Genomic DNA, 25,862 nt, shown 5'->3' on the forward strand with positions numbered 1-25,862 from the left:
ATGCAGACAAAGAGCTACTCAAAAGGGACTTTAGGTGCACTATGGGGTGGTGTTTTGGTGATGCTTTTAGCACTCAGTTCACTGGCCAAACCCGATAGTCCCTACAAAGCTGGCGATAAAGTGGATTTTAGCCTTCGCAATGCGGAAGGCAAACAGGTAAGCCTTTCCCAGTTCAAAAACAAGATCGTCGTGCTCGATTTTTATGGCTACTACTGAGGAACCTGCAATGAGGAGGCTCCTCATGTGGAAAAAGAGATTTGGCAAGCTTTTAAAAAGAGAGGCGTGCAGGTGCTTGGCATCGCCGTTCCCGAAGGGGCTAATCCAACACAGGAGCAGCTCCTAAGCTTCAAGAAACGCCATGGCCTTACCTACCCTCTCTTGGCTGATGACGATGGCAAGGTAGCAACCCGTTTTGGAGTGCAGGGAATACCGGATATCCGCATTCTCGATAGAGACCATCGTTATGTGGGGCAAGCCCAAGATGTGTCACAAGCCGTCCAGATGGTTCAGCGGCTATTGAATCTAAAAACCTCTGCAGACAAACCCCAAAAACCTCGCTCCTCCCCATGATAAGAAGTTCAGCGTAAAGCGAGCGTTTATCTCGAATAGATAGTCGTGTCGTCACCCGCACGTTTTACGTGCGGGTGTTGTGTTTCACTAAGGCTACGCGCCTACCCTGAGTTATCTAATCCAAGTCCTTTGACTCGGAAAATACCTCCCTCAGCCTGAAGGAAACATGCAGTTTTAAGACGTATTAACAGAAAGAGGCGATGGTGCATCTGTAGAAAGGAGCGAGTAGGAGAACAGGATGACGGAGCGTGTGAAAGAGATCTTAAGCTGGTACAGCAGCGATAACCCCGGTACCCTCACCAACCTGGCGCGGTTGTTGAACCATGGGCGTTTGGCGGGAACGGGACGACTGGTGATTCTTCCGGTAGATCAGGGCTTTGAACATGGGCCTGCGCGCAGTTTCGGCCCGAACCCACCGGCCTACGACCCGCGCTACCATTTTGAGCTGGCCATTGAGGCCGGCTGCAATGCCTATGCCGCCCCTTTGGGCTTCCTCGAAGCCGGTGCACGCGAATATGCCGGTGAGATTCCACTCATTCTCAAGCTCAACGACCATGATGTACTGTACGACGAAGCGGACCCCAACCAGGCTCTCACGGCCAGTGTGGCCGATGCCCTGCGGCTTGGGTGTGTGGCCATTGGGTTTACTATCTACCCGGGTTCAGCCCATCGGCTCGAGATGTACAGTCAAATCCGTGCCTGTGCTGAGGAGGCCAAACGCCATGGGCTTGCCGTGGTCATCTGGTCTTACCCGCGCGGCTCCGGGCTAAGCCAACAGGGCCAGACCGCCATAGATGTGGTGGGCTATGCGGCCCATATTGCCGCACAACTAGGTGCGCACATTATTAAGGTGAAATTGCCAACCGCCTATATCGAGCAGGAGGCGGCACGAAAGGTCTATGAGGCGCAAAAAATCCCTATTGAGACGCTAGCCGACAGGGTGCGCCATGTGGTGGACTGCGCCTTCAAAGGGCGGCGCATCGTTATTTTCTCCGGTGGGGCTTTTGAAACGGAGGAAAAGCTCCTAGAAGAGATACGTGCTATCCGTGAAGGGGGCGGCTTTGGCTCCATCATCGGCCGCAATAGTTTCCAGCGTCCTAAACCAGAGGCCGTTCGGCTGCTGCATAAAATTATGGACATCTATGCAAGCTAGAGAAAAGAGATTTTCGTAAAAAGTTGGCACATCAAGATAACTTCGAGGGGCCCGCATCGTCTATCTATTTTGAAAGGTGCTTCGAACTGCAGGTAAGCGGCCTGCGATCCCAAGTGTGCCTGCGATATTGGGAGGATGAAAAGTGAAGTCAGGGCTATCAGAACAAGAGCTGGCGCAAAGATGCCGCGAGGGCAGTATGGAGGCTTTTGAAGAGCTTTATGCCCGCTGCTCGCGCGCCGTCTATCGCTATGCCTACCGCATGCTCAACGATGCCGATGAGGCCGACGACGTGATGCAGGAAACCTTCGTGCGTGCCTTTCGTATGTTGCCACATTTTCGTGGGGAGTGCAACCTGTTGACTTGGCTCATCAAGATCGCCAGCAACCTCTGTCGTGATCGCTATAAAACACGCATGCGACGGCGTGAAGTTCCCTTTGACGACCAGCTCGCCAATCGGCCCGACAACTCCCTTTGGGGCCGTGACCCGGCCGATATCATTGTGCAACAAGACCTCCAAGAACGCGTGCGTCGCGTGCTGGCCGCCCTGCCGGCGGCACATCGAGAGGTTATTGTGTTGCGTGACTTTGAGGATTTGAGCTATCAAGAGATAGCCCAAATCCTCGATTGCTCTATCTCCAGCATCAAACTCCGTCTGTTTCGTGCACGACGCGCCTTTAGGGAGAGGCTCGAATCGCTTTTGAAAGCCTAATGGAGACGGGAGAGGATAAACCATGCGAGATTTTGAAAATTTAACTTGCCGCTCCACCCAACTGCTGTTGTGGGACTATCTTACAGGGCGCTTGCCTGAAGAGCGTATGGAGGATGTTGAACGCCATCTTGCCGCATGCGAAAGCTGCCGTGTCGAACTTGAAAGCATGAAAGAGACACACCAATGGCTTCGAATCGCTTATTCCTCCGAAGTGCCCGAACCGCGCTCCGGTTGGCATACCCTGCGTGCACGCCTCGTACAAGAAGAGCTGATTCCGGCAACCTCCAAAAGGCACACGGTACCTGTGGTGCTGCTCGCCCTGCTTTTCCTTTTACCGGGCTTTTTGGCCGGGCGTCTTCTCCCGCATGAGCGGACTCCAAAACCGACGGGGCTTGCAAGCACCTCTGTTCCCTCACCCGGTCTCACTTCGGAGCCAAGCATTATCGCACCTCCTCACTCCGACACCGTTGCTAGTAGCTTGCTTGGATTAGATAACCCAACCATCTCCACAGCTGAAGACGACACGGTAACAGCGCCACCTGTAAAGAGGCATCAGAGCACCAAATCGGAAGAACATCATCCGCACAAGCATAGCAGTGCTCCTAAAAACGTGCCGACAACGAAGCCTTTTAAACGTCATTCGTCTGTCGTTCCAACTTCCAACGCCCCTGTGCTAGCAAGTAAGTCCGAGGCCTCTGCAATGACATCGAGCCAGGTGGCCAAGGCACCTTCCGCTACTCAAAATACAACGGCAGAAGCCCAGTTTGTTCTAACGAGTCTACAGCCCGACTCGCCAGACCGACAGACGATCTATTAAACTTTTTTGAAAGCAGGTGCTCTTGCAACCATGCGTCGAAAGCGTTTTGTGTTTGTTGCTTTGCTCACGCTGTTGGTGTTGGGGAGGCCGCTGTTATTAGAGCGAAGTTTTGCAGCGCCACAGTCCCCTCCCCCTCAACAAGGCTCGTCTACCGACACGCATATCCTGCAAGAGCTTTCCGATGAGCTTGCGCAACTCATATCTAAAACCCGCGTTTGTGTGGTAACCATTCGTGGCTGGGCACGTCCGTTCGGTGGCCCAGACAAACCTCCTTTTCCTCCTCCGCAAGGTTTTTCTCCAGAGCCGGGCTCCTTTCCATTCTTCTCTCCAGGCCCTCCACCCCCGCCAAAAGGACGCGATTTTAAGTCGTCTAAACCCACCTCTGCACAAGCCGATGCAGTCTATGCCAACGATATGCCACCGATAAGGCTTACGGGTAGTGGATTTTTCATTCAAAAAGACCTAGTCGTTACAACGGCAGAAGTAGTCGGCTGTATGGCCCATCCCATTGTTATCACAGACTCAGGGAAATGGGTGCCTGCCGTCGGCATGAATGTAGACTATAAAAATAATGTGGCCGTTCTTCGCCTGCCCAGAGACACCGACATTCCAACCCTCGATTGGGGCGAGGACAGCGCCGCACCACCTGGTTGTCTGGTGCTTGTGTTTGGCAACCAGGCTGGCTTTTCACAAGTGCCTACCCTGGGTATGGTAACGGCCCATAACTTGTGGGCACGCTCTCCGGACGGTCGTTTCCACTACAACAATCTCCTTCAACTGCAAGGGGTGGTTGGGCCAGGCGCCAGTGGCGCTCCGGTTATTGACGCCCAGGCGCATGTGATAGGCATGGTGGTTGGGGCGCTAAATGGGCCTCCAAACGATTTCATTCACCCATTTCAAGCACCCGGCCCTCCTCCTAATGGCACTATAGACCCTATGCTTGGGAGAATCACCGCCATCGGTTTTGCCCTGCCGGCAGATACCCTTAAAGCCGAGGTGGCCAAACTCGCTGTGGATATTCGTCCGCTGCCCCCCCTCGGCTGGTTTGGCTTCATACCGGGAAAGGCGGATGAGCACGGCATACAGATTGACACCGTGTTTATCGGCGGTCCTGCCGATGTTGCGGGGCTACGTCCAGGCGATTGGATTACCGCTATAGATGGACGCCCCTTACGAGGGCGCTTTGAGATTCCAGCCCTCAGCGAAACACTACCCGTAGGCCAAAAACTTCAAATACGAGCAGAGCGAGACGGTAAGCCTTTCTCAACCACGCTGATCGTTCAGGCGCGGCCGGACGACCAACAGCTTCAGCAGATGCAACGCTTACGCCTACCGCATGAGGAGATGCTCAACAGAGAGCATCGTGGGCAGCGAAGAGAGCAACATAATCCATAGAGGAGTTCGACATGACGCGACAGAGTGAATGGAAAGGCAAGGTCTCCCGCCGAACGTTGTTGGGAGGAACCGGTGCGATGGTTGTCGGAGTGGTGGCACAGGGGGCCGGCGCCCAAGATGCACCTGGTCAGGGGCTTCACGACCCGAATCTGATCAAACACGAGATCGAGGTAGAGGACAAAGCACAAAACGTTCATTTTCGCGGTCTTCTCGTGCAACCTAAAGAGGAGCAAAAACGCGGCAGCGTTATCGTTATCCATGAGATCTTTGGCTTGACCGAGCATATTCGCGATGTGGCCTGTCGCATCGCTTCAGCCGGTTACAACGCCTTGGCTCCCGATCTGTTTACGCGAGAAGGGCATCCACCATCCGGCTTTGGAGCGCTTTTGGAATTCGTTAATAAAATCCCCGACCAACAGATCTTAGATGACCTTAAGGGTGCCGCTCGCTATTTGCGTCAGCTACCCACATCTAATCAAAAAGTAGGGGTTGTCGGTTTTTGTTGGGGTGGGCGTTTCGCTATGCTTTTGGCGGCCGAAGACCCCACTCTCAACGCGGTGGTGGCTTACTATGGGCGCATCTCCGGCACACCTACTCCGAATCAGCCTCAATACCCCATTGATGTGGTTTCAAAAATGCAGGTTCCCCTCATGGGCCACTTCGGTGAAGAGGACCAGGCGATCCCTCCTTCGGAAGTTAAAAAGCTACAGGAGGCTCTGGCGGCTGCACATAAAACAGCCGAAATCTATGAATACCCGGGGGCCGGCCATGCCTTCAATAACGATACCCGCGATACCTATCGGCCGGAAGCTGCCAAACTGGCCTTTCAAAGAACACTAGATTGGTTTGCCAAGTACCTCAAGGGCTAACTTGAGTGCCCCATGTCCTCTTGACAAAGAAGGCATGAAAACTATATACTTCAAGATCGTCAACGGTTTCATAGGGTCTTTCGGGGTGTGGCTCAGTTTGGTAGAGCGCAGCGTTCGGGACGCTGAGGTCGCTGGTTCAAATCCAGTCACCCCGATTTTTCCATCTTCTCCCCTATTGCTCCTCTTGCGGGTGCGAACGCAATAACTCTTCTGGTTCCAACAAGGTCTCGCGCCGCTCTTTTAGGGGGCGCAATAGCTGCCTCTCAAAATCGGGTGGGGCAGCAGGGCGTAGCAATAGACGGCTCGGACGCTTTTCTAGACCACGCAAAATCTGCCCCATAGCGGCAGCTGCTTCTTGACGCAGCGCCCGATTCCGGCCTTGCGCTAGTCTCTCCAGTGCCGGAAGCGCTTGAGGATCGCCAAGTCGGGCAAGACAGCGCACAAGCGGGATGACGATATCGAGATGTGCCCCCTCTAAGGTCTGGAGAAGATAAGGTACGGCACGGCGATCGGAAAAGGCGGACAGAGCTTCGGCATAGGCCAAGCGACGGCGCTTCTCGCCTTGCATGAGGCCGTGCCAGAAACCCGGCAGCTCCTGCGGGGGCATGGCCGCAAGCGCTAGAGCAGCTTCATTGGCCAACGCCGCCGCATCCTGCGCATTGAGCCGCCGCATAACGCTCGGTTGCTTTAGCTCATAGAGCAGCCTACACAGCCCCTTGTGCGCTGTAGCCACACGCAGCCTTCGCACGCTCGCCATGGTATCTCGACACGTTCCTAGCAACGCCAAATAGAGCGCACAGCTTAGAAAGGAATAGTGCATGTTGGCCATACCGCGCAAGTCATTCGCGCTCTGTTCTAACAGATCATGGAGGGCTTGTGCCACCTGCTCTAAACGCTCCTGCGGAGTTGGGGCGATGTTCTGGCCGGTAAGACGGCGCAGCAAGGCTCCGGCAAAGTGTCCATTTCTGGGAATGTAGGCTCGATGACCATCGCCGCCTGAGAGCGCTAGGGCGGCAGCCGTGCGAACCCGCTCGTCCTTGTGCCAAAGCAGAATAAGAAGGCGGTTGAGGCTACCTTTCGCGTGGTACAGCTCCGCCCGCAATCGAGCTGGAGAGGCGTTGGCCAGGACACTACGGCCATTCGCTATCTCTTGTGCTAGCATGGGCGGTGGTAACCCAAATCCCTCTTGCGTGTGGAAAGAAGATATCATTGCAGAAACCTCTCCCGTGAACCGCTAGTGGCCAGCGGGAACGTTGCCCCCGGGCGGATGAATCAGCAGCCACAGCGTAAGCAGAAGCCCGATAACGATAATGAGCCGCCTCACGTTTTGCTGTCCCATACGTCGAGCCGTATCAGCTCCGAGGTAGCCACCAGCAATGGAGCCGCTCATCATTAACAGAGCAATAGGCCAATGGATAAGCCGATCGTGGTGAGGGCCTACCCCCTGTCCTGGTGAGGTGCGCTCGACTATAAAAACGAGAATGGCCACAAAGTTGATGAGAATGGCATTGATGTTTTTAAGCGCGTTCATCTGATGAATATTGGTAAAGCCCATGAGGCTAAGCCCGGCCAACATCAGGATGCCTATACCCGCTCCAAAGTAACCGCCATAAATAGCGATAAAAAATTGAAAAAAGCTTACCCCATACCAGGAAAGCGGAATATCGCGCTTTTCCTTTGCTACCAAAGCGCCCTGTTGGCGCCTCTCGCTCTGACGCTTTATCCAGTTAGACAGAGGGTTCTGCGCCATAAAAAGCAGAGTAGCCATAAAAATGAGATAAGGCACGAGATGGCTAAAGAGCGCGTTATTGGTGTGGGCAAACAGCAACGCGCCCAGTCCACCACCGATGAGGCTAGGAACGCCGAGAAACCACAATGCCGGCCCCACATTGGTTAGCTCCTTACGATACCCAAAAAGGCTACTGCAGATGCCGGGCCATAAGGCAACGGTGCTTGTAGCATTAGCCACATTGGCCAGCTCTCCACAGAACAGAAGAGCGGGGAAGGTTAGCAAGGTACCTCCGCCCGCCACGGCATTCACAGCTCCGGCGATAAAGGCGGCACCTAGCAGCAAAAGATATTTGTGGAACCCCATATGGAAAGATATTTTACCGAAAAGCCGCCCATAAAGCGTAAAAATAGGCTCTATCTTCCGCCTACGAACCTCGATCCACTTAATGTGCAGGAGGGGCCGCCAGTGAGGTTGACGACTAGCCTTAGAAACGTCTATAATTTTTAGGGGAAAATGTCATAATCTAGGGATGTGGCCTAGAAACGATCGTATCTAGTACACTTCGCATGGTGCATCCCTCTTAAAGGCGCTGCACTGTAGTCAGTCTGAGCAAATACCCATGGGGCGAAAGTCAACCTAGGTAGGTGCTATTTGTGCCTGTAAACCCCGCAAAAATACGGGTCAGAACCTAGTAGGTCGAGAGAGGAGAACTTCAGGCATGGACGGGTTAGAAAGAAGTAACAGCCAAAATCCGCTTCCCCCCAAGCCCGAATATGAGTTCGTTAAGCGTCTTCTCGACGTTAGTGTTGGTTTGACTCTGTTGGTTCTGTTGGCCATTCCCCTCCTCTGTATCGCAATCGCCGTCTATGTCTCCTCTCCCGGAGGCGTTTTCTATCGGCAAAAACGCGTTGGACGGCACAACCGCATCTTCGAGCTTTACAAATTTCGCACGATGTATGCCGGGGCCGATCAAAACGGGCCTCTTTGCACTGCTGCCAACGATTCGCGCATCACCCCTTTAGGCCGCTTCCTACGTCGCACAAAACTCGATGAACTGCCTCAACTCATCAACGTGGTGAAAGGAGATATGAGTTTAGTAGGCCCCCGCCCCCAGGTTCCTCGATTCGTGGAGAAGTTCCCGCCCGAGCAACGCGATATTGTCTTAGCTGTCCGCCCGGGCATCACGGGTCCAACTCAACTGATGTTTCGTAACGAGGAAGAGCTGCTAGTGAACGTGGAGGAGCGCGAGCAGTTTTATATCGAAGAGCTGCTGCCCATCAAGTGCCAAATGGATGTGAACTATGTAACCCAGCGCTCCCTGCTGCAGGATGCAAAAGTGCTTTGGGATACGGCGAAAGTGCTGATTAGTGGTTCCCTCATCGAAGAGCCGCTCACCTCTCTAGCTATCACACAACAGCGGGTTACTCCAAGAGACGAAACCGGCGACGCCAACCTCATCGGTTGGAAATAGCATCGAGCGCGCTCTCGTTGCTCCTTTCTGGCTGAATGAAGGATATTTCTACGAAAATGCCGAAATAGGGTTTTGCCAACACTCTTTTGCAAGGAGGAGAAACCCAATGAAAATCGGAATTTTTACGGCTCTTTTCCACGATCGCCCCATTGAGCAGGCGCTTGATTATATCGCTGAGGCCGGCATTCAAACGGTGGAGTTCGGTGGCGGCGCTTATCCCGGTTCTCGCCATCTTAATGACCTTGGCGGCGTTCAAACCCTTATCGAAGATGAAGGTGCCCGCAAACGGCTGCTAAAGATGTGCGAAAGCCGCGGTTTAGAGATATCCGCTATCTCCGTACACGGCAACCCGCTTCACCCCGATAAGACAATCGCGCAAGAGCACCACAACGCCTTTCGCAACGCGGTGTTGCTTGCAGAGAAGCTAGGAGTCGGCGTGGTCAACGGATTCAGCGGTTGCCCTGCCGGTGGGCCCGACGACAAAAACCCCAACTGGGTCACCTGTGCCTGGCCCGATGAGTATCGTGATATCCTGGACTACCAGTGGAACAAGGTGGCCATCCCTTACTGGAAGGAACAGAACACCTTCTTGAAACAGCACAACGTGAAGTTTGCCATTGAGGCCCATCCCGGCTTCATCGTCTACAATCCGGAGACTGTGATCAAGCTGCGCGAGGCGGCCGGTGAGCAGATAGGCTGCAACTTCGACCCATCGCACTTCTGGTGGCAAGGCATTGAGCCGCTCAACGCCGTGCGCTATCTTGGCCCCAAGGGTGCTATCTTTCATGTTCATGCCAAAGACACGCGCATAGATCCCATCAATTCGGCCATCAACGGCAATCTCGATGTCAAAAGCTATGGTGCCATCGCAGAGCGCAGTTGGGTGTTCCGCTCCGTAGGCTATGGGCATAGCCAACAGTGGTGGAACGATTTTGTTACCACCCTCCGCATGGTGGGTTACGACTATGTGCTCTCCATTGAGCATGAGGATGGCATGATGAGCACCCGCGAAGGGCTTACTAAAGCGCTACAGACCCTGAAAGTGGCCGTGGTTCAGGAAAAGCCAGGGGCGATGTTCTGGGCACGCGAATAAGGAAAAAATCCATGTTTCACCGACATGTCCGCTTTCGGAAGCCTGGCATAACCCAAAGCGGACATGTCGCCTGGCTTTGGCCGAAAAAAATCGGACTGCTGACCGGTGCCTACTTTCTTATCCTGTTAACCGGCTGTCGCCTCGATGTGAATCGGTTGGTCGTGCCCGATCTTACCTGGACATCCCCTATCAAAAGCTCGACGGCCGAAGAGAAAGATCCTTTGGAATCGGTTCAGATTCCCCCTAGAGATCTTGAATTGATGCCGCCGGCCCCTATGCCATGGCGCATTGCACTCGTACTGCCCTCCCAAAGCTCCAGCCTCGACCTCCCGGCGCTTACTCAAGGGTTTTTAGCCCTATGCCACGCCCTAAAAGTGATCCCCGTAACCAGTGCAAATCTTTCGGCCGCTTTGGCCTCTCGTCCTAACGCTCTCTGCGTTGTAGCCCCCGCCACATCCTTGAGCGCTATCACAGTCCAAGCCCACAAAGGAGGAGCGATCTGCGTTTTCTGCGACGCCAACAACGGTCGAATCGTCTCAATGGCCGTGCAAAAGCTTCGCCAGGCTGCAGGCACCTCAGACTTCGATGGCTTTGTGGGAACCGATGCCCTCTCCGCGGGACGAATGTGCGGTCTGGCTATGATGGACCTCTTGCCAAATGGGGGCAAAGTGTTGGCCATCGGTCCCGCTCTGTCCTCGATGGAGGGGTTTATCTCTATTACCACCGGCCAGCTCGAGGTGGAAAACTCGACGCAAATGCCACCGGCAAGCGCATCCCTAGTTACCTTTCAGGGATTTACCTGCCTCGATCCCTCACAGATGCCTAAGCTGCAGCGGGCTTTAGTGGCTTCCCCTAAGCTACGCACCAAGCCGGTTGTTGGCTATGGTGACACACCAACGATGCGTTCTCTCTTTGCGATGGGTCGCTGCGAAGGGTTGGTTGCTCCGCCTTCGACGGGCTTAGGAGAAGCCCTCGCCGCCCTCACTGTTGGACTGCTAGAGAACAGATTGCCGAAAGGTCGGCAGGTACTTCTCGCTTCCGAAGGTTACCTTAGGCCTCCGCCTTCTAGTTCCGCGCCTCCCACTCGGTGAGCGCTCTCTCAACCGAATAGCCCTGATATTGCCAATGATCGGCCGCTACGGATTCATCCAGAGACTGCCAGTCCCGGAGAGCTTCATGGCGTTCTTAAGGAGGGCAAAACCCGCTCGGGGGAGATTAGCTTACCGACTTCCTTACCTCTCTTATCCATTGAGGAGCATCGCCTTTAAGTTGGATGAGCGGGAACTATTGACAGGTTCGTTATAGTCTGATATACTAAAAGTGAGATAGATGCCGAAAATAGAGCGTAGATATTATCGATCTGTCTCTTAAGAGAAAAACACCGTACGCATTGAGTGCAAAACATGATGGCGGCCTATAAAGCGACAACTTTAGACAGCCCTTCTGACCGTCGGCGGGAACATACCGGTTCGCAAAAACCGCGATATCGTGCCGGGGCGGATCGTCTGCGCTATTTACGCTACCTAAGTCATCACTTGCATCGCCATGCGCCTTAATATGAGTCAATAAGACCCGCTCCGTAAATCTCGACGGTGCGGGTCTTATAGTTTTCTAGGGGGAACAGTTCTTAAGAAAAATACCGATTAGAAAGGATTTAGGAATACCGAGATGAACCAAGAGGTGCTCGTTCTCAACAGTGACTATGAGCCGTTGAATGTCTGTTCGGTACGGCGCGCCATTGCCCTCGTCTTTTTAGGAAAAGCAGACATCCTGCATACCGAAGATGGACAGACCATTGTGGGTGCTGAGCGCACCTTTGCGGTTCCCTCGGTCGTGAAACTGCGTCACCATGTGCGTCGCCCCCTGCCCGAGCTTAAGCTCACTCGACGTACCATCTTCGCCAGAGACAACTATACCTGCCAGTATTGCGGCACCGTGACCAAAGAGCTCACCATAGATCACGTCATACCGCGTCGCGCTGGAGGTCAAGCCACATGGGAAAACCTTGTTACCTGCTGCCGTCGTTGCAACATTCGCAAGTCGGATAAGTTGCCGCATCAGGTCGGCATGCGGCTTATTCGCCCTCCACGTAGACCGCGCTACACGCCCTACATAAGCCTTACGAAGTATATCTTGGGGCGGCAAAATGCCGTATGGCGTACCTACTTGCCCACCTTTGCCGACTTCCCAGAAAGCTAACGCCTTCTGGCCTCGATATCGCCTACCCTTCTGCTGCTTATCTTAAGCCAGGTTGCCGGGCAGTAGGAGTTTAGTAGGGAGGAAACAGTGGGGCTGCCGCTCGAATGAGATAATAGGCACAGAGCACAGCACCACAAGCTGCAAAAAAATTAACCACATCGTTGGTTACCCAATGCCATCCACGAATCTTTGCATTGGGCTGGCCATCCGCCGAGCGAGGGCGCTCCGTCTCTCGCCCGGTAATCGCATCGCGATACTGAGCCTGTAAGCTCGCTCCTAGCAAACTATCTATACCACATCCCATGAACCCCGCCCAGGTCACTAAAACAAACTCCGCCACATTAAGGTGCCACAACGGCCATGACACCAGCGGAATAAATATTGCTCCCAGCAGCCCCCCCAAAGTGCCTGGCCAAGAGATCGCGCCCGAAATCCCTGGTGCCACGGGCTGCCAGTTGCGCAAAGACCGCGGCTTCACCCCAAAGAAAGTACCGATCTCCGTAGCCCACGTATCCGCGTTCACTGCAGCGATGCTGCTGAGAAAAAGAAGTTGGACGGCCTCTAGGCGATAGGCCGGCAGATGGTGACGCGCATAGAAATGAAAATAGAGGGCTATGAGAGTGGGAACGCCTCCATTTGCAAGCACCTGCACCGCATCGCGTCGCTCTCCTTTTGCCCCCAGTGCCACACTGTGGAGACGCGCTTTCGGTTTGGCCCATTTAGAGAGAAGCGAGGCACTAAGGAAAAAAGCAAGCAGAGGCAAAATGGCTCGTGCCCCTCCATCACCGTAGATGATGGTGCCACATAGGACAGCCGCGATCGCCCCATCCCACGATAGCAGTCGCCCCAAATATGCCAAACCAGCGCAGAGCGCCATTAAGAGAAACGCAACCCACCAGGGCGGTGCAAATAACATCGTGCTTAACATAGGGCTTCTCTCTCTTCCCGCTTCGGAGGGCGCGATATAAACGGACTATCGGCCCGCAGAAAACGCCATTGCCGATCACGCCCCTGCCTTATCCCTATACGACCAGTGGCAATAATGGGCGCGTTCACCACCTCTGGCTCGCGCTCCTTGGCCAAAAAGAGCGGACTATGTGGGTCTGTCAGATCCACTCCGTTGAAGGTGGTATCTATTCCGAAGGCCTCACACAGGCGTGCTGGGCCGCTACACAGCGCACGTAGCAACGGTTTTTGTGTAAGCAGTTCCGATAGAATAACGCCTTTCTCGCTTAGACGCCGGCGAAGTGCCATCTGTTCCTGTCCGCAAAGCGGCTCAACAGCGCGTATTAAAACGGCCTCCCCCCTTCCTTCTTCGCCCGTCACTACGTTGAAGCAGTGGTGCATGCCGTAGATTCGATAGACATAGGCCCGCCCTGGAGGCCCAAACATCCACCGATTGCGACCTGTGAGCCCGCGATAAGAGTGGCTTGCCGGGTCTTCCTGCGTATAGGCCTCCACCTCACAGATACGCCCAACAAGCAGGGCTTGAGGCTCTTGCCGTATCAATAACACGCCCAGAAGGTGCCTAGCGACCTCTAAAGTCGTCGCATGGAACAGCTCTTTAGACACAGGCACCCAGGCGACATCTTTGCTCCCTTTCATAAAATGTGCGCGCAGGGGATGCGCGCCCTCCCTTCGTCGTTAGGTAGGAGCGCAGGGCCCTGCACCCCTACCTTCACACCTGTCCGGTTTGCGGACGCAGTGCGAAAAAGCACTGCAAAACACAGGCGTCTTTTGTCTGCCCATTCCGTGGCTTGGCCGACGGATAGGATCGCGGCCAGCCCTATGCCCTTCGGGCCGCTGTAAACCAGCGATATAGCTTGGAGGCAGCTTTATCTGTTGCGCTAGAGCAAAGCCGCCGCCTTTAGAGCGCGGTCGTTTACCTCCAATGCTAATAATACCTAATAGCGGCTTCTCAGCGCTTCAACAGCAGGGAGACATAGGCACAACTAAACGGATGCTGTCGTGAGATATCTATTCGCCCAGTGCTTCCCGCACACGTCCGCCAGCGGCTTGAAGGCGCGCCCTTGCGGTGGCGGCATCCACACGGCTTCGAAGCATAACGATGGCCGTTTTACACTCCCAATCACAGGCCTCTAGCGCTCGCTCGGCCTGCTCTCTATCGGTGCCGGAAGCCTCAACAACGATACGAATGGCCCTATCGCGCAGTTTGGTATTGGTCGCCTTAAGATCTACCATGAGGTTCTGATAGGCTTTACCCATGCGCACCATGGCGCCGGTGGTGATAAGGTTTAGGATCATCTTCTGCGCTGTGCCGGCCTTCAGCCGTGTGGAGCCCGTAAGCGCTTCAGGGCCGGTGATGGCCGCCAGGGTGAACTGGGCATATCGGCTCATAACGGCCTCACGCACATTTACAACAGCCGCAGTAACGGCTCCGCTTGCCTGAGCCGCCTCAAGCGCACCGATCACAAAGGGAGTGCGACCGCTCGCGGCGATGCCTACCACCACATCCTTAGGCCCTATACCTCGTGCGCGTATCTCGGCAGCTCCCGCTTCCCTATCGTCCTCAGCTCCTTCAACGGGTGTGGTAAGGGCTTTCGGCCCGCCAGCAATAATGCCCTGCACCATCTCCTGAGGCACTCCAAAAGTCGGATGGCACTCGCTCGCATCCAGCACACCCAACCGGCCGCTCGTGCCAGCACCAACATAAAACAGCCGTCCCCCGTTGGTAAGACGTTGGGCCACAACTTCCACCAGTTGGGCGATGTGCGGTAGCAACGGCTCAACCGCCTCGGCCACCTTGTAGTTTTCGCGATGCAGGGCCTCCACGAGAGCTAGGGGCTCGAGCCTATCAAGGTCAAAGGTAGCGGGGTTTCGCGCCTCGGTTTCAAGTTTTGCCAGTTCCGACATGTGCCTAAAATCCTCGGCCGTCGTTACACCACACCACGCCGTAGCTCATCGAGAGGATAGAGGGTACCACGCCAAACCACCCCATTTTGTCGGTAAGTCCACCAGGTGGAGCGAAGAATGACATAGACCAGTAAGAGCGCTGCAAGCGGATAGCCAAGCCCGTACTCGGTCCCAGCGCCGGAAACAGCGCGAGTGGTTCGCGCCCCCAGCATCATTGCGATGAAGCTGCCAAGCCCAAACAGGTGGGTGAGATGGCCTGGCAGCATCAGCGCTAGAATCGGATAGAGCGCAATATAGATAAGCAGCAGACTCGAGCCGAAGGTAAGCGGCAAATTGAAATCGAAGCCGGCAAAGGCGTTTTTGGTAAGCCCGTCTACAATACCGCGCAACCCCACCACCCAACGGACGGAGATGAGATCGCTCCCCTGCATAAGGGCGCTTCGAAAGCCGTAGGCGCGTATCATTTTACCGAGCTTCACATCGTCTATCACCTCCATGGCGAGAGCTTTGTGGCCGCCAAAACGGTGATAGGCCTCCGCCCGTACAAGATTAAAAGCTCCCAGCCCCACATAGGCACCGCTGCGTGCATCGGCTAAAGCCCAAGGGCGTGTGCGAAAGCTGAACATGAGGCTAAAATAGCTTACAAAAAGTCGCTCCCAAAAGTTATATGTTTCACATCGTGGGGCTAAAACGAGGTGATCGATCTGGCGACGACGAGCGTAGGCCACCGCTTTACGAAGCGTTTGCGGGGCATACACTACATCGGCATCCGTGAAGAGCAGCCACTCCCCCTTTGCTTGAGCACTCGCCACATGAAGCGCATGGTTCTTGCCAAGCCACCCTACCGGCAAACGATCCACATGAAACACGCGCAATCGTGAGTCCTCCTTGGCCAACCGCTCAAGAATGAGGCCGGTTGCATCGGTAGAGCGATCGTTTACCGCAATGATCTCGAGACAGGGATAATCTAAGGCAAGCAGGCTTCGCATGGCGCGCTCGATCGTGGCCTCCTCGTTGCAAGCCGGAACAAGGATGGAGAGCGTAGGGAGATTCTCCATCTCCTCTTTGGTGAAAAGGATGGAAGAGAGTTGACGATAGAACTTTCGCCCCCAAACCAGAAGCCCTAAGGCCACCGCCCATATCACGAGAGCACCCAGAGAGAGGGCTAGATGAATAAGGCGCCACGGGAGCAGGCGAAGTAGCAGAAACAGGTGATGTATGAAAAGAAACCAGTGTCGCATAAAATCTATTCTTTTGTCCGATTGGTCTCTGCTTCGAGACGCAGATACTGTTGCTGTAGGGCCCGCTCTTCATCCTGCTGATGGGCGCTGCGCTGGTGAGCTATTTCCATGTGATATGGCTCGATATGGATATTGATGTGAATAGAGGGCAGAGCCGCACGAATGCGATCCTCCAACTCCTCCGTAAGCGCGTGTGCCTCCACCAAGCTACACTCATCTTCTATCTGTACATGCACATCAGCGTCGCGTCGGGAGCCCATCTTTCGCGTACGAAGCTTATGATACCCTAGGACACGCGAGTCCGCTTCGAGAATGCGGCGAATAGCCGCCTCCTCCTGTTCTGGCAAACGGGTATCCATGAGCAGTTGAAAGGCCTCCCACCAGAGTTTAAAGGCGGTAAGGATGATCCAGCTCACAATGGCCAACCCTAACAGCGAGTCAAGACGATACCAACCGGTGAGGCGCACCAGGGTAAGAGCAATGAGCACGGTAGCGGAGGCAAGCGCATCCGAGAAGAGATGAAGGGCATCGGCTGCTAGCACAGGTGAATCGGTTTTTTGAGCCGTACGCTTGAGATAGGCCGACGCCCCAAAATCGGAAAGAGTTGACAGAGCCATCACGGCTAAGGCGTCGGTCGTTGCCGGATGGAGGGTCGCCGGATGAAGGAGATGTTGCCAGGCTTCACGCCCTACCCAAAACGCCCCTAAAAGAATAAGGCCTCCTTCTAAGAGGCTAGCCAGACTTTCGAGTTTTCCATGCCCATAGGGATGCTCCTTGTCAGGCGGACGGTCGGAAGTCGTGACGGAAAAGAGCGCAATGCAGCCGGCTAGGAGATCGGTGCCAGAATGCAGCGATTCGGAGAGAACGCCTACAGAACCGCTCTGTAGCCCCACAAGAAGCTTTAGAGCCGTGAGGAACCCGCTCGTGAACACCGAAAGCAGGGCCGCCTTCAGCTTACGCCGCGTTGTGTCCGACATCATCCGCGCTCTCTTTCGCCTCCGCATCCCCAAACAGTGGTCTACTTCTCTCTTACGTCAATGGCTCGTCTAAAAGTGCGCCAGGAGATTATACCTACTGGGCCTCTTCGCCCTCTACCTTTTGCCAAGCGATCAAGCAAGCACGCTCTTCTTGAAGTGGATTTTTAGTTTTAAGTTTTTAGTTTCGAGGTTCGAACGCTCACTGCCCCAACACCAAAGCGCGTGAGATCGTGAGCAGCCTTATTAGGGAGATTACTGCGAAGGTTCCGAATAGGCTTTCTACAGAATACGCCTTGCAGGACATCTTATGCCACGGAACGGATTTGATGGGGAATAGCCGTACCGCAAGTTCCTGCCCTACTAAAAACTAGAGACTCTAGAAAACGAAGCCTCAATCCGTGCAAGGAGCGCCGGACGTCGAAGATTGGCGGCTGCCGAAAAGCCCATTCTGTAACACCAATAACCTTTTGAAGACGTCCTGGGCCTAACTATCGCCTTCGGCGATCTCCCTATCGAGGCGTTCGTAATCCGCATAGCGCAGCAACTCGTAAAGCTCCTTCCTGGTCTGCATGCGGTCGAGCAAGCTTTGTTGGGTACCTGTCTCTTTCAGGGTGCGCAGCGCCTCGCGAGCCGCGTGCATCATCACGCGAAAGGCCGTCATGGGAAAGATCACCATGATATAGCCCATCTCGGCAAACTCCTGAGCACGGAGATAGGGCGTTTTACCAAATTCGGTCATATTGGCTAGAAGCGGGGCCGATATCGCTTTAGCGAACGTCTCAAACTCCGCTCGACTCTGCAGCGATTCGGGAAAGATGGCATCGGCTCCCGCATCCAGATAGCGCTTTGCGCGAGCGATGGCATCCTCAAGACCGTTCACAGAACGGGCATCGGTGCGGGCAATGAGGAAAAAGCTTGGGTCGGAGCGCGCCCGGACGGCCGCACGGATCTTCTTCACCATCTCCTCCGCAGGGATCACCTGTTTCCCATCGAGATGGCCACATCGCTTTGGCGCCACCTGGTCTTCCAAGTGCAAGCCGGCCAAGCCGGCCTGCTCAAACTCCTCCACCGTGCGGGCGACATTCAGCACCTCCCCGTAGCCCGTATCCGCATCGGCAATAACGGGGAGCTTCACCGCCCGCGCCACGTAGCGCGCCTGCTGTGCCATCTCTGTGAGCGTAATAAGCGCTATGTCGGGCATGCCGAGAAGGCTGTTGGTTACCCCAGCTCCGCTGAGGTAGAGAGCCTCAAAGCCGACCTGCTCAGCCAACAACGCCGTAATGGCGTTGAAAACGCCGGGCAAAACCAGCAGGCCTTTCTGAAGCCGTGCGCGTAGCAGCGCACCAGGCGAGAGCGTCATACGTTTTCAACCGTCAATAGGGCCAGAAGACCGCTGAGATCGGTCTCGTTTTCGAGGTTCCAACATCGTTTTAGCACCATCGCGATACGCTCCTCCGAAAGAACGGGAGCGGCCAAGCGACGGAATTTCTCCTCAATCTCCTCGTCTGTTAAGGGATTGCGCGCGTGCCCTTTGGGAAAAGTTACCTCCTTTTCTAACACCTGCCCATTCCGCAGACGAATCCGTAGCCGGTTAGGAATGCCCTCCGGATAGCGGGCATCGAGGGCAGAATCCACCTCCACGGCGATCTTTTGGGTCAGTTCGCGCAGCACAGGGTCATTGAGATGAGCCGCATCGAACGAGTCGAGCGTTACACGGCCTTCCTTTAGGGCTACGGCCACACAGTAGGGCAGGCTATGATCGGCGGTTTCGCGAGTGGTGGGGTGCCATTTCGCTGGCTCACTGCCGATGATTTCGGCGGCCGCCCGAAAGGTCGAGATAGTGATCTTTTCGATGGCTTCTATCGAGCCGATTTGCGGTCGCAACAACAACGCGGCATCTATGGCGCTCTGAGAGTGATACTCGGCGGGATAGAACTTGATGCAGACATCTTGTATTTTGAAGGGGGGTGCAGGCGGATCAGGCAGAGAGAGGTTGAAGGGGCCGGATATCTGCCTCCAAAACCCCATCTCGCCTTCAAAGATATCGGAGGGGCCGGTCATACCGTGACGCGCCAACATGGCAGCGAAAACCCCGTTTCGACTCACGTTGGCAAAAGCGCATCCCTTCCAGTGCGAGAGGGTGCCCACGCGGGTTTGGCGCAGCGCATTATGAGAGACAGCGGCGATGGCCTGCGCATGAGTCAGCTGCTCCTCATTGAGATGCAGCAGCTTTCCGGCCGCCAAACTCGTTGAGAACGAACCGTAGGTTACATGATCCCATCCTCGCGCTCGAATGGAGGCGGCATCGCACAGGCGGCACTGAATTTCATAGGCCAGAACCGCAGCGACGATCAACTCCTTACCGGTGCGCCCCATCGGCTCCGCAATGGCGAGAACAGCGGCGAAGTTATCGCTGGGATGAGCCGGCTCTTTAGAGAGATAGGTATCGTTATAGTCCAGATAGCGAAAGGCGACCCCGTTAGCAAAGGCGGCCATCTCGGGCGAGCTACTAAGACCTGCGCCAATGACGGTGGCGGGCAAGGCGCTACTAACGGTGCCGGCCACAGACCGCGCAATGGAGGCCGGTTCGCTGTCGTAGGCGCCCAGAGCGCAGCCCAACGTATCTATAAAATGGCGCTTCACCGCATGAACCGTCTCAGACGGCAAAAGCTCGTAGGTTAAGCGGTCGGCATAGCGGCTAAGCTTTTGAGAAAGATTCATAGCACTATCTCCTCAATGGCCTCGACGTTGCGGGCGACGGTTTGTAGAAACAGCGCAGCATCTACCCCCTGAACAATGCGATGGTCAAAGGTCAAGGAGATATTGGCCACCTGTTTTTCTTCTAGCGTATAGGCCGAGCCAATGAAAAGCACACCTACCGCTGGGGCCACCAAAACGGGCGTGGCATCGAGAATGTCGTAGGGGCCTAGATAGCTCAAGAGAAAATGCGTTGTCTCTGCAGCCTGGTCCTCCCCGCCACGTGCCCTTTCAATGCGCTCTTGAGCAACACGTAGGAAGTCGGTAAACGAGAGGGTATCCGCCCTAGGCACCACAGCCGTCACGAGCTCACCCTCCGGCAGGGCCACTGCAATACCGAGATTGGCATGCCGGTATTCGCGCAAGGTGGCCTCGCTGATGAGAGTAGAGCGGAAACGCGGATGCTCTTTTAGCGCTTGCGCCACGCAATAGGCAAACGTTTGAAAAGCAGTGGGTTTTAGCGCCTTCTCGGCAGGGTTCTCGCTAAGCTCCTCCTCTGCTCGCAGGCGGTCTACGAAACGTCGAATGCGGCCCCACTCTACTACGCGCCTAGCCGAAGCAGGCACTACCGTTTGCTGGCTACGCAGCAGACGGTGAATGAAGGTGCGCTGACGCACGCTGAGAGGGCGATCGACATAGTCATCTTCCAGAGAGATGTTGCGCGTTTGCGCCGATGGCTGCAGCTGCTTTGCTTGCAAGTAGGCGTCCACATGCTCCGGCAACAGCTTCCCGGTAGGTGTGGGGATGCGGCGCATCTCCTCTTCAGAAATGCCATGTTCCTTGCAGTAGGCGCGCGTGCGGGGAGGAATCGTCACCGTAGGGGGTTGTTGTCTTTCCGTCTCTGAGGGCTGAGATAGAGGAGAAGATGTTACCGTCGCCGTGGCGAGCACTTCGATGCGGGCGATGGGAGCCCCGATAGGCAGCACAGCCCCCTCTTCTGCCAGCCATTCGCGCAAAACACCATCGTAGGGCGACTCCACTTCGAGAGAGGCTTTATCGGTCTCCATCGTGTAGAAAGGCTCATCTCGCTTCACGACATCGCCCGGCTTCTTATGCAACTTAATGATAACCACTTCTTGCAATCCCTCTCCCATCTGAGGGACATAGACCTCTTCTAGCGGCATCTTTCTCAAAAGGCTCCTTTACTGGCTAGCAAGGCCTCATAGAGTGAGGCACAAAGAGTCTTACCTTCTTTACGGCAGCTTCGCAACTTCCTACTAACAATTTAGCACCTTACACCCCGATTTTCCTCTTTTTGCACGTCGAGCGCATTGTAATTATAAAGCTTACCTCGGAGAATCTTATCTTTTCTTCCTGGCCTAGTGGAAGCAGAACGATGCAGGCGAACAGGGCGTCTGCGCTCTTTTTGAGCCCGCGCAGTTTAGAGGTACCTGCGCGCGGCACAACGGACAAACAAAAGGAGAAGAAAGGAATGCACAAACGTTACCCTGTCAAGGTTCGCAGTGCCGAGCTTGCCGGAGCCCACAAAGAGACCGGCAGTACGGGCCTTCAGATTCAGATCGCGGTGTACCAAATGAGCGATTCAACCTATGAGATCGAGGTTCGAACGCTCACTGCCCCCAACACTCAAGCGCGCGAGATCGTTGGCTGCCCCATTAGGGAGTTCACCACAAGGGTTCCGAATTGGCTTTCTGCAGAATACGCCCTGCGCGACATCTTGTGCCACGGAATGGGGTTGAAGGAGGAACAGTTCCGCAATATCCTCACGAAGCTCCAATCCGTGCAAGGAGCGCCAGACGTCAAAGGTTGGCGACTGCCCAACAAGCCCATTTTGTACAACCATTAGCTTAAAGCCGCCCCAAGCCGGCCGCATAGGAAGTTGCATCGAACCGGTGTGGGGCGCAAGCCCAAACTAAAAACAGATAGGAGATCAGAACAGACAATGGCATCTACAAAACTTAAGGAGAAAATCAGAATGAAACATCTCGCAATTTTCGAACGGGGGTTCACCACCGTCCTATGTGTCGCGGGCATTCTCTCCATGTCCGCCGTATTATCGGGGGCGACCCCTCCTTCAGAGAATGCAAAGAGCGATTCGGGAACCCCCATCCCGATTACCGGCACCACCGATGTCAAACCGGTACAGATCGAAAAGATCGCGGTATTTCCATGGACGTTTCAGTGGGGCACAAAAACTTCCCATGAGACCGCTCAGAACTTCCTCCACAAGCTGCTCAATAAGATGGGTATTGAAGAGATACCGGAAGCGCGCGTCACGGCCGCTTGGCTGCAAGTCAACAATAATGAGGAGTACGAGCCAAAGTTTGATTTTATGCCCACTCCGGCTTCCATGCTGCGCGTGGGTATGGCCTTAGGAGCAGACTGGGTAATGGTACCTATGGCGTCCTGGCATTCACGCAGTATTTGGGTGGGTTTGGGACCAAAAACCAAGTCCACCTGCACGGTGAGCTTCCGCATTATAGACGTAAAAAATCGGACGGTTGCTCTCGACGTTCATGATCTATCCATGGACGATACGGCTAAAGAGGATGTGCTGAAGGCTCTGGGAACCTTCTTCATCAGTTCGCTTTTCACCGTGGTGAGCGGTGGCCCTAAAACGCCGCACGAGCAGCGCGCCGTAGAACTGGCCATTGCGAAAGCGCTTGAGCCGTGGATTGTGCAGCATCGGCAGATAGAAAAGATCGATCCGAACGCAAAATAGAACGGTCTACCCAACTACGGTAGGGGCGAGATGTATCTCGCCCCTTATCCTTAGGGAAACACACCCGCACCAGGCACCAATGTGGGTTGAAACTCACACACAGCTGCCAGGAGACAGGCTGGCTTTGTTGCGCTTCGCCCGCTCTTAAGGGTATGCTAAATAATAGAGAAAGAGAAAAGTTCTATTTTGGGATAGAGAGGAGAGAGCCGTTACGGTGAAGAAGACGTTGTTCCTGAACCCCCCCTCTTTTGAGGGGTTCGACGGCGGTGCTGGTTCACGATATCAAGCCAAACGCGAGATCACCTCGTTTTGGTACCCAACCTGGCTAGCTCAACCGGCCGCTCTTGTGCCCGGCAGCAAGCTTATTGATGCGCCTCCTCACGGTATTACGGTGGAAGATGTGCTGAAGATCGCCAAGGATTACGAGCTTGTCATTATGCACACCAGCACACCCTCCTTGCCTAACGACGTGGAGTGCGCCCGCCGTATGAAAGAACAAAACCCCAACCTCAAGGTCGGCTTCATCGGCGCCCATGTGGCTGTGCTACCAGAACAGACCCTTCGAGAAAACCCTGTGATCGACTTCGTGTGCCGACATGAGTTCGACTTTACCTGCCTTGAACTGGCTCAGGGCAAACCTTGGGAGGAGATAAAAGGGCTCTCTTGGCGTGAGCCGGACGGCACACTTCGCCGTACACCCGACCGCGAGCTGATAGAGGACTGGGACAAGATGCCCTCCGTCTTCCCCGTCTACGCGGAAAACCTCGATATCACCAAATATTTTATCGGCTACCTCCTCCATCCTTACATCTCATTCTATACCGGTCGCGGTTGCCCAGCCAAGTGTACCTTCTGCCTCTGGCCGCAAACCATTGGTGGTCATAAATACCGTGCGAAAAGTCCCGAAGTTGTGGGACGTGAGATGGAGATGGCCAAAGCGATTTGGGGCAGCAAGGTGCGCGAATACATGTTTGACGACGACACCTTTACCATAGACCGTGCGCGTGCCGTGGAGATCAGCAAGCACATGAAGCGGCTCAAGCTCACATGGAGTTGCAACGCTCGCGCCCATGTGGACTATGATACTCTCAAACAGCTTCGAGATAATGGGCTGCGCCTCCTGTTAGTGGGCTTTGAAAGCGGCAATCAGCAGATTCTCAACCGCATCAAAAAGGGCATCAAGCTAGAGATGGCCCGCGAATTCATGAAGAACTGCAAAAAGCTGGGTATTAAGGTTCATGGCACCTTCATCATCGGGCTTCCCATAGAGACCAAAGAGACCGTGGAGGAGACCATTCGTTTCGCCAAAGAGCTCGATCCCCACACCATTCAGGTCTCTATCGCAGCGCCCTACCCCGGCACCGAGCTTTACGACCAAGCCATCGCCAACGGCTGGATCGCGCGAGATAGCCTGGTGGCTGGCTCCGGCATCCAGGTGGCCACTCTTCAGTACGAAACGATGTCCGCCGCAGAGATCGAAGATGCCGTTGAGCGCATGTATCGCCAGTTCTACTTCCGTCCCGGCCCCATCGCGCGCATCGTGGCCGAAATGCTTACCGATCGGCAGATGTTTGTGCGCCGCCTACGAGAGGGGCGCGAGTTCTTCAACTACCTGAAAGAGCGTAAAGAACAGGTGCGGCAACGCGAGCGTGAAACGAAGTCCACACCCTCTGCCTCTCAAGCCTAAATGTCGCCCATCCGGGGCTCTTGATGCAACGTTTTCTTATTCTTAACGCCGATGATTTCGGCTTAAGCCCTCGGGTAAACGACGCTGTATTGCGTGCCCATACGCAGGGGGTTCTTACCAGCGCTAGCCTCATGGTGACCGAGCCGGGTTTTCACGAGGCGCTTCAAATAGCCCAAACTCATCCTACTCTGGGCGTAGGGCTGCATATTGTGGTCTCTTGCGATCATGCGCTGCTGCCCCCCAAATCTATCCCGCACATCGTTAACTCCAACGGACGCTTTGGAGCCGACCCTCTTCGCGTTGGTCTGCGCTATGCCCTCTCGAAGGCCGCTCAGAAAGAGCTTTACCATGAAATGGAGGCGCAGTTCGCTCGCTTCGCCGCCACCGGGCTGCCTTGGTCGCATGTGGATGGACACCAGCATATGCATCTTCACCCGGCTGTTCTCGACCCCTTTCTCGCCCTATGTCGCGCCTACAACATCTATCGCATTCGCCTGCCCTTTGAAGAGTTCTTCGCCCATTGGCGCAACGGCGGCGACCACGTAAACCTTAATATCGGAGCCGCCCTCTTCCTAAGGCTTCTGCGACGTCGTGCCCTCCGCATTCTTCATGCGGTTCTTGCCGATAATGATCGGCAGCCGTCGTTCTTTTACTGTGATCGCGTCTACGGCCAACTGCAAAGCGGTAACATGCATCTCAACTATGTGGTGAAGCTTTTACAACGGCTTGAGGGCGCCACCAACGAAATCTACTTTCATCCAGGCACCGACTATGCTAAAAAGCTGCCCAAGGAGCTGCAACCGCCTTCAGTAGAGGATGTGGAGCTGCACGCGCTGCTGCACCCAAGTGTGCGTACACAGATCGCCGTGTTAGAGCTCCAAACGGGCACCTACATTGAGGCCGAGCAGTTTGCTAGTCGAAAGGCGATCGCCAATACAACGATAAAAAGCTGAACAATCCGGTACCCCCTACGTCTAAAGGTACAGAAACAACGCATAGGCATTGGAAACGGGAGTGAACCGGTAATGACGGCAGTGGGGAGTGTTATGCACGCAGATACGGCGCTGGTACAGCGCGCAAAGGCCAACGACCGAGCCGCCTTCAACGAGATCGTCCTGCGCTATAAGGATAAGGTCTACAACTACATCTATCGTATGGTGCGTCATGCAACGGATGCGGAAGACCTTACCCAGGAAACCTTTGTGCGCGCCTATCTCAGCTTACACTCCTTCCAAAGCCGAGCAAGTCTTAACACCTGGCTCTTTCGCATTGCCACCAACCTCTGTATTGATCATTGCCGCCGTGCGAAGCGTACTCAAGGGTTGGTAACTTCGCTTTCTCCTGACAACGAAGAGGAAGAAGAGGGCCCTCAGCGCGACGTTCCCGATGCAACCTTCGATCCGCAACGTCTTTTGTTGAATAAAGAGCTAGGCGAAAAGTTGGAGAAAGCGCTTCAGGAGCTGCCGGAAAAGCTACGCATGGTGGTGCTGCTCTACGATGTAGAAGGGCTCTCCTACGAAGAGATCGCCGCGATTGCCGGCTGCCCGTTAGGCACGATAAAGTCTCGACTTTTCAACGCTCGTGCTGCGCTTCGGCGAAAGCTGGAGCCTTATTTGAACATAACAGTATAGAATT

26 protein-coding genes, 1 tRNA gene and 1 pseudogene are annotated in these 25,862 nt (G+C 54.9%); 18 read left to right on the plus strand and 10 right to left on the minus strand.

Translation table 11 applies throughout. The features are described from left to right. The 8 genes and pseudogenes from CCALI_RS16820 (at position 1) to CCALI_RS08300 (ending at position 5,668) form a co-directional block, all read left to right on the plus strand. Positions 1 to 216 (plus strand): peroxiredoxin family protein, encoded by a 216-nt coding sequence (locus tag CCALI_RS16820; protein WP_044949026.1) that lies wholly within the window; start codon positions 1 to 3, stop codon positions 214 to 216. Between the two features lie 12 nt (positions 217 to 228). Beyond that, positions 229 to 570, plus strand: a pseudogene (locus CCALI_RS16625) (peroxiredoxin family protein); the annotation flags it as partial. A gap of 238 nt (positions 571 to 808) precedes the next feature. Next, on the plus strand, positions 809 to 1,723 hold the full coding sequence (locus CCALI_RS08275; protein ID WP_016483027.1) for a class I fructose-bisphosphate aldolase: 915 nt from the start codon (positions 809 to 811) through the stop codon (positions 1,721 to 1,723). A 142-nt stretch (positions 1,724 to 1,865) separates the two neighbouring features. Beyond that, a complete protein-coding gene (locus tag CCALI_RS08280) occupies positions 1,866 to 2,432 on the plus strand; it encodes an RNA polymerase sigma factor (RefSeq protein ID WP_016483028.1) in 567 nt (188 codons plus the stop codon). 22 nt (positions 2,433 to 2,454) lie between these two features. After that, positions 2,455 to 3,249 carry an anti-sigma factor family protein gene (locus tag CCALI_RS08285; RefSeq protein ID WP_016483029.1) on the plus strand — a complete coding sequence of 265 codons (795 nt, stop codon included), beginning with the start codon at positions 2,455 to 2,457 and terminating at the stop codon, positions 3,247 to 3,249. Positions 3,250 to 3,279: 30 nt separating this feature from the next. Continuing rightward, positions 3,280 to 4,644, plus strand: coding sequence for a S1C family serine protease (locus CCALI_RS08290; RefSeq protein ID WP_016483030.1), 1,365 nt, complete (start codon positions 3,280 to 3,282; stop codon positions 4,642 to 4,644). An 11-nt stretch (positions 4,645 to 4,655) separates the two neighbouring features. Then, positions 4,656 to 5,513, plus strand: coding sequence for a dienelactone hydrolase family protein (locus tag CCALI_RS08295; RefSeq protein WP_016483031.1), 858 nt, complete (start codon positions 4,656 to 4,658; stop codon positions 5,511 to 5,513). A gap of 81 nt (positions 5,514 to 5,594) precedes the next feature. Further along, positions 5,595 to 5,668, plus strand: a tRNA-Pro gene (locus tag CCALI_RS08300). Positions 5,669 to 5,685: 17 nt separating this feature from the next. Here the strand turns inward: CCALI_RS08300 and CCALI_RS08305 are convergent. Further along, on the minus strand, positions 5,686 to 6,723 hold the full coding sequence (locus tag CCALI_RS08305) for a HEAT repeat domain-containing protein (protein WP_016483032.1): 1,038 nt from the start codon (positions 6,721 to 6,723) through the stop codon (positions 5,686 to 5,688). A gap of 24 nt (positions 6,724 to 6,747) precedes the next feature. Then, positions 6,748 to 7,608, minus strand: coding sequence for a sulfite exporter TauE/SafE family protein (locus CCALI_RS08310; protein ID WP_016483033.1), 861 nt, complete (start codon positions 7,606 to 7,608; stop codon positions 6,748 to 6,750). Positions 7,609 to 7,963: 355 nt separating this feature from the next. On the opposite strand from CCALI_RS08310, the gene CCALI_RS08315 reads away from it, so the two are divergent. From CCALI_RS08315 to CCALI_RS08330, 5 genes are all read left to right on the plus strand, one after another. Then, positions 7,964 to 8,716, plus strand: coding sequence for a sugar transferase (locus tag CCALI_RS08315; RefSeq protein ID WP_016483034.1), 753 nt, complete (start codon positions 7,964 to 7,966; stop codon positions 8,714 to 8,716). 106 nt (positions 8,717 to 8,822) lie between these two features. Next, positions 8,823 to 9,809, plus strand: coding sequence for a sugar phosphate isomerase/epimerase family protein (locus CCALI_RS08320; protein ID WP_016483035.1), 987 nt, complete (start codon positions 8,823 to 8,825; stop codon positions 9,807 to 9,809). An 11-nt stretch (positions 9,810 to 9,820) separates the two neighbouring features. Further along, a complete protein-coding gene (locus CCALI_RS08325) occupies positions 9,821 to 10,900 on the plus strand; it encodes a type 1 periplasmic-binding domain-containing protein (RefSeq protein ID WP_016483036.1) in 1,080 nt (359 codons plus the stop codon). A gap of 312 nt (positions 10,901 to 11,212) precedes the next feature. Continuing rightward, positions 11,213 to 11,365, plus strand: a complete 153-nt coding sequence (locus CCALI_RS16105) for a hypothetical protein (protein ID WP_155850515.1) — start codon at positions 11,213 to 11,215, stop codon at positions 11,363 to 11,365. A 112-nt stretch (positions 11,366 to 11,477) separates the two neighbouring features. Next, positions 11,478 to 12,008: an HNH endonuclease gene (locus CCALI_RS08330; RefSeq protein ID WP_016483037.1), complete on the plus strand. Its 531-nt coding sequence runs from the start codon at positions 11,478 to 11,480 to the stop codon at positions 12,006 to 12,008. A gap of 70 nt (positions 12,009 to 12,078) precedes the next feature. On the opposite strand, the gene CCALI_RS08335 is transcribed toward CCALI_RS08330, so the two are convergent. The 8 genes from CCALI_RS08335 to CCALI_RS08370 form a co-directional block, all read right to left on the minus strand. Continuing rightward, positions 12,079 to 12,936 (minus strand): DUF92 domain-containing protein, encoded by an 858-nt coding sequence (locus tag CCALI_RS08335; RefSeq protein WP_016483038.1) that lies wholly within the window; start codon positions 12,934 to 12,936, stop codon positions 12,079 to 12,081. Beyond that, positions 12,930 to 13,586 (minus strand): DNA-3-methyladenine glycosylase, encoded by a 657-nt coding sequence (locus tag CCALI_RS08340; RefSeq protein ID WP_052572462.1) that lies wholly within the window; start codon positions 13,584 to 13,586, stop codon positions 12,930 to 12,932. Before CCALI_RS08340 ends, CCALI_RS08335 begins: the two co-directional genes overlap by 7 nt. 399 nt (positions 13,587 to 13,985) lie before the next feature. Further along, positions 13,986 to 14,882, minus strand: coding sequence for an N-acetylmuramic acid 6-phosphate etherase (gene murQ / locus CCALI_RS08345; protein ID WP_016483040.1), 897 nt, complete (start codon positions 14,880 to 14,882; stop codon positions 13,986 to 13,988). 23 nt (positions 14,883 to 14,905) lie between these two features. Then, positions 14,906 to 16,123, minus strand: a complete 1,218-nt coding sequence (locus tag CCALI_RS08350) for a glycosyltransferase family 2 protein (RefSeq protein WP_016483041.1) — start codon at positions 16,121 to 16,123, stop codon at positions 14,906 to 14,908. 5 nt (positions 16,124 to 16,128) lie between these two features. Further along, complete coding sequence (locus CCALI_RS08355) at positions 16,129 to 17,103, minus strand: cation diffusion facilitator family transporter (protein ID WP_172636644.1); 975 nt, start codon at positions 17,101 to 17,103, stop codon at positions 16,129 to 16,131. Positions 17,104 to 17,584: 481 nt separating this feature from the next. Beyond that, complete coding sequence (gene prpB, locus CCALI_RS08360) at positions 17,585 to 18,460, minus strand: methylisocitrate lyase (protein WP_016483043.1); 876 nt, start codon at positions 18,458 to 18,460, stop codon at positions 17,585 to 17,587. Further along, the gene (locus CCALI_RS08365) at positions 18,457 to 19,821 is read right to left on the minus strand and encodes an MmgE/PrpD family protein (protein WP_016483044.1); all 1,365 of its coding nucleotides are present in this window, start codon (positions 19,819 to 19,821) and stop codon (positions 18,457 to 18,459) included. The genes prpB and CCALI_RS08365 overlap by 4 nt, the downstream gene beginning before the upstream one ends. After that, positions 19,818 to 20,981, minus strand: coding sequence for a 2-oxo acid dehydrogenase subunit E2 (locus CCALI_RS08370; RefSeq protein WP_016483045.1), 1,164 nt, complete (start codon positions 20,979 to 20,981; stop codon positions 19,818 to 19,820). Before CCALI_RS08370 ends, CCALI_RS08365 begins: the two co-directional genes overlap by 4 nt. A gap of 308 nt (positions 20,982 to 21,289) precedes the next feature. Here CCALI_RS08370 and CCALI_RS08375 point away from each other — a divergent pair, with 308 nt between their 5' ends. The 5 genes from CCALI_RS08375 to CCALI_RS08395 all read left to right on the plus strand — a co-directional run bounded on the left by CCALI_RS08375 (position 21,290) and on the right by CCALI_RS08395 (position 25,858). After that, positions 21,290 to 21,664 (plus strand): hypothetical protein, encoded by a 375-nt coding sequence (locus CCALI_RS08375; RefSeq protein ID WP_016483046.1) that lies wholly within the window; start codon positions 21,290 to 21,292, stop codon positions 21,662 to 21,664. A gap of 129 nt (positions 21,665 to 21,793) precedes the next feature. Continuing rightward, positions 21,794 to 22,540 (plus strand): hypothetical protein, encoded by a 747-nt coding sequence (locus tag CCALI_RS08380; RefSeq protein ID WP_016483047.1) that lies wholly within the window; start codon positions 21,794 to 21,796, stop codon positions 22,538 to 22,540. 214 nt (positions 22,541 to 22,754) lie between these two features. Beyond that, the gene (hpnJ, locus tag CCALI_RS08385; RefSeq protein ID WP_016483048.1) at positions 22,755 to 24,227 is read left to right on the plus strand and encodes a hopanoid biosynthesis associated radical SAM protein HpnJ; all 1,473 of its coding nucleotides are present in this window, start codon (positions 22,755 to 22,757) and stop codon (positions 24,225 to 24,227) included. Positions 24,228 to 24,250: 23 nt separating this feature from the next. Beyond that, positions 24,251 to 25,180: a hopanoid biosynthesis-associated protein HpnK gene (hpnK, locus tag CCALI_RS08390; RefSeq protein ID WP_016483049.1), complete on the plus strand. Its 930-nt coding sequence runs from the start codon at positions 24,251 to 24,253 to the stop codon at positions 25,178 to 25,180. Positions 25,181 to 25,273: 93 nt separating this feature from the next. Further along, complete coding sequence (locus CCALI_RS08395; protein ID WP_044949032.1) at positions 25,274 to 25,858, plus strand: sigma-70 family RNA polymerase sigma factor; 585 nt, start codon at positions 25,274 to 25,276, stop codon at positions 25,856 to 25,858. Positions 25,859 to 25,862 lie beyond the last annotated feature (4 nt).

It is taken from the genome of Chthonomonas calidirosea T49 (assembly GCF_000427095.1).
In the GTDB taxonomy this organism is placed as follows: Bacteria; Armatimonadota; Chthonomonadetes; order Chthonomonadales; family Chthonomonadaceae; genus Chthonomonas; species Chthonomonas calidirosea.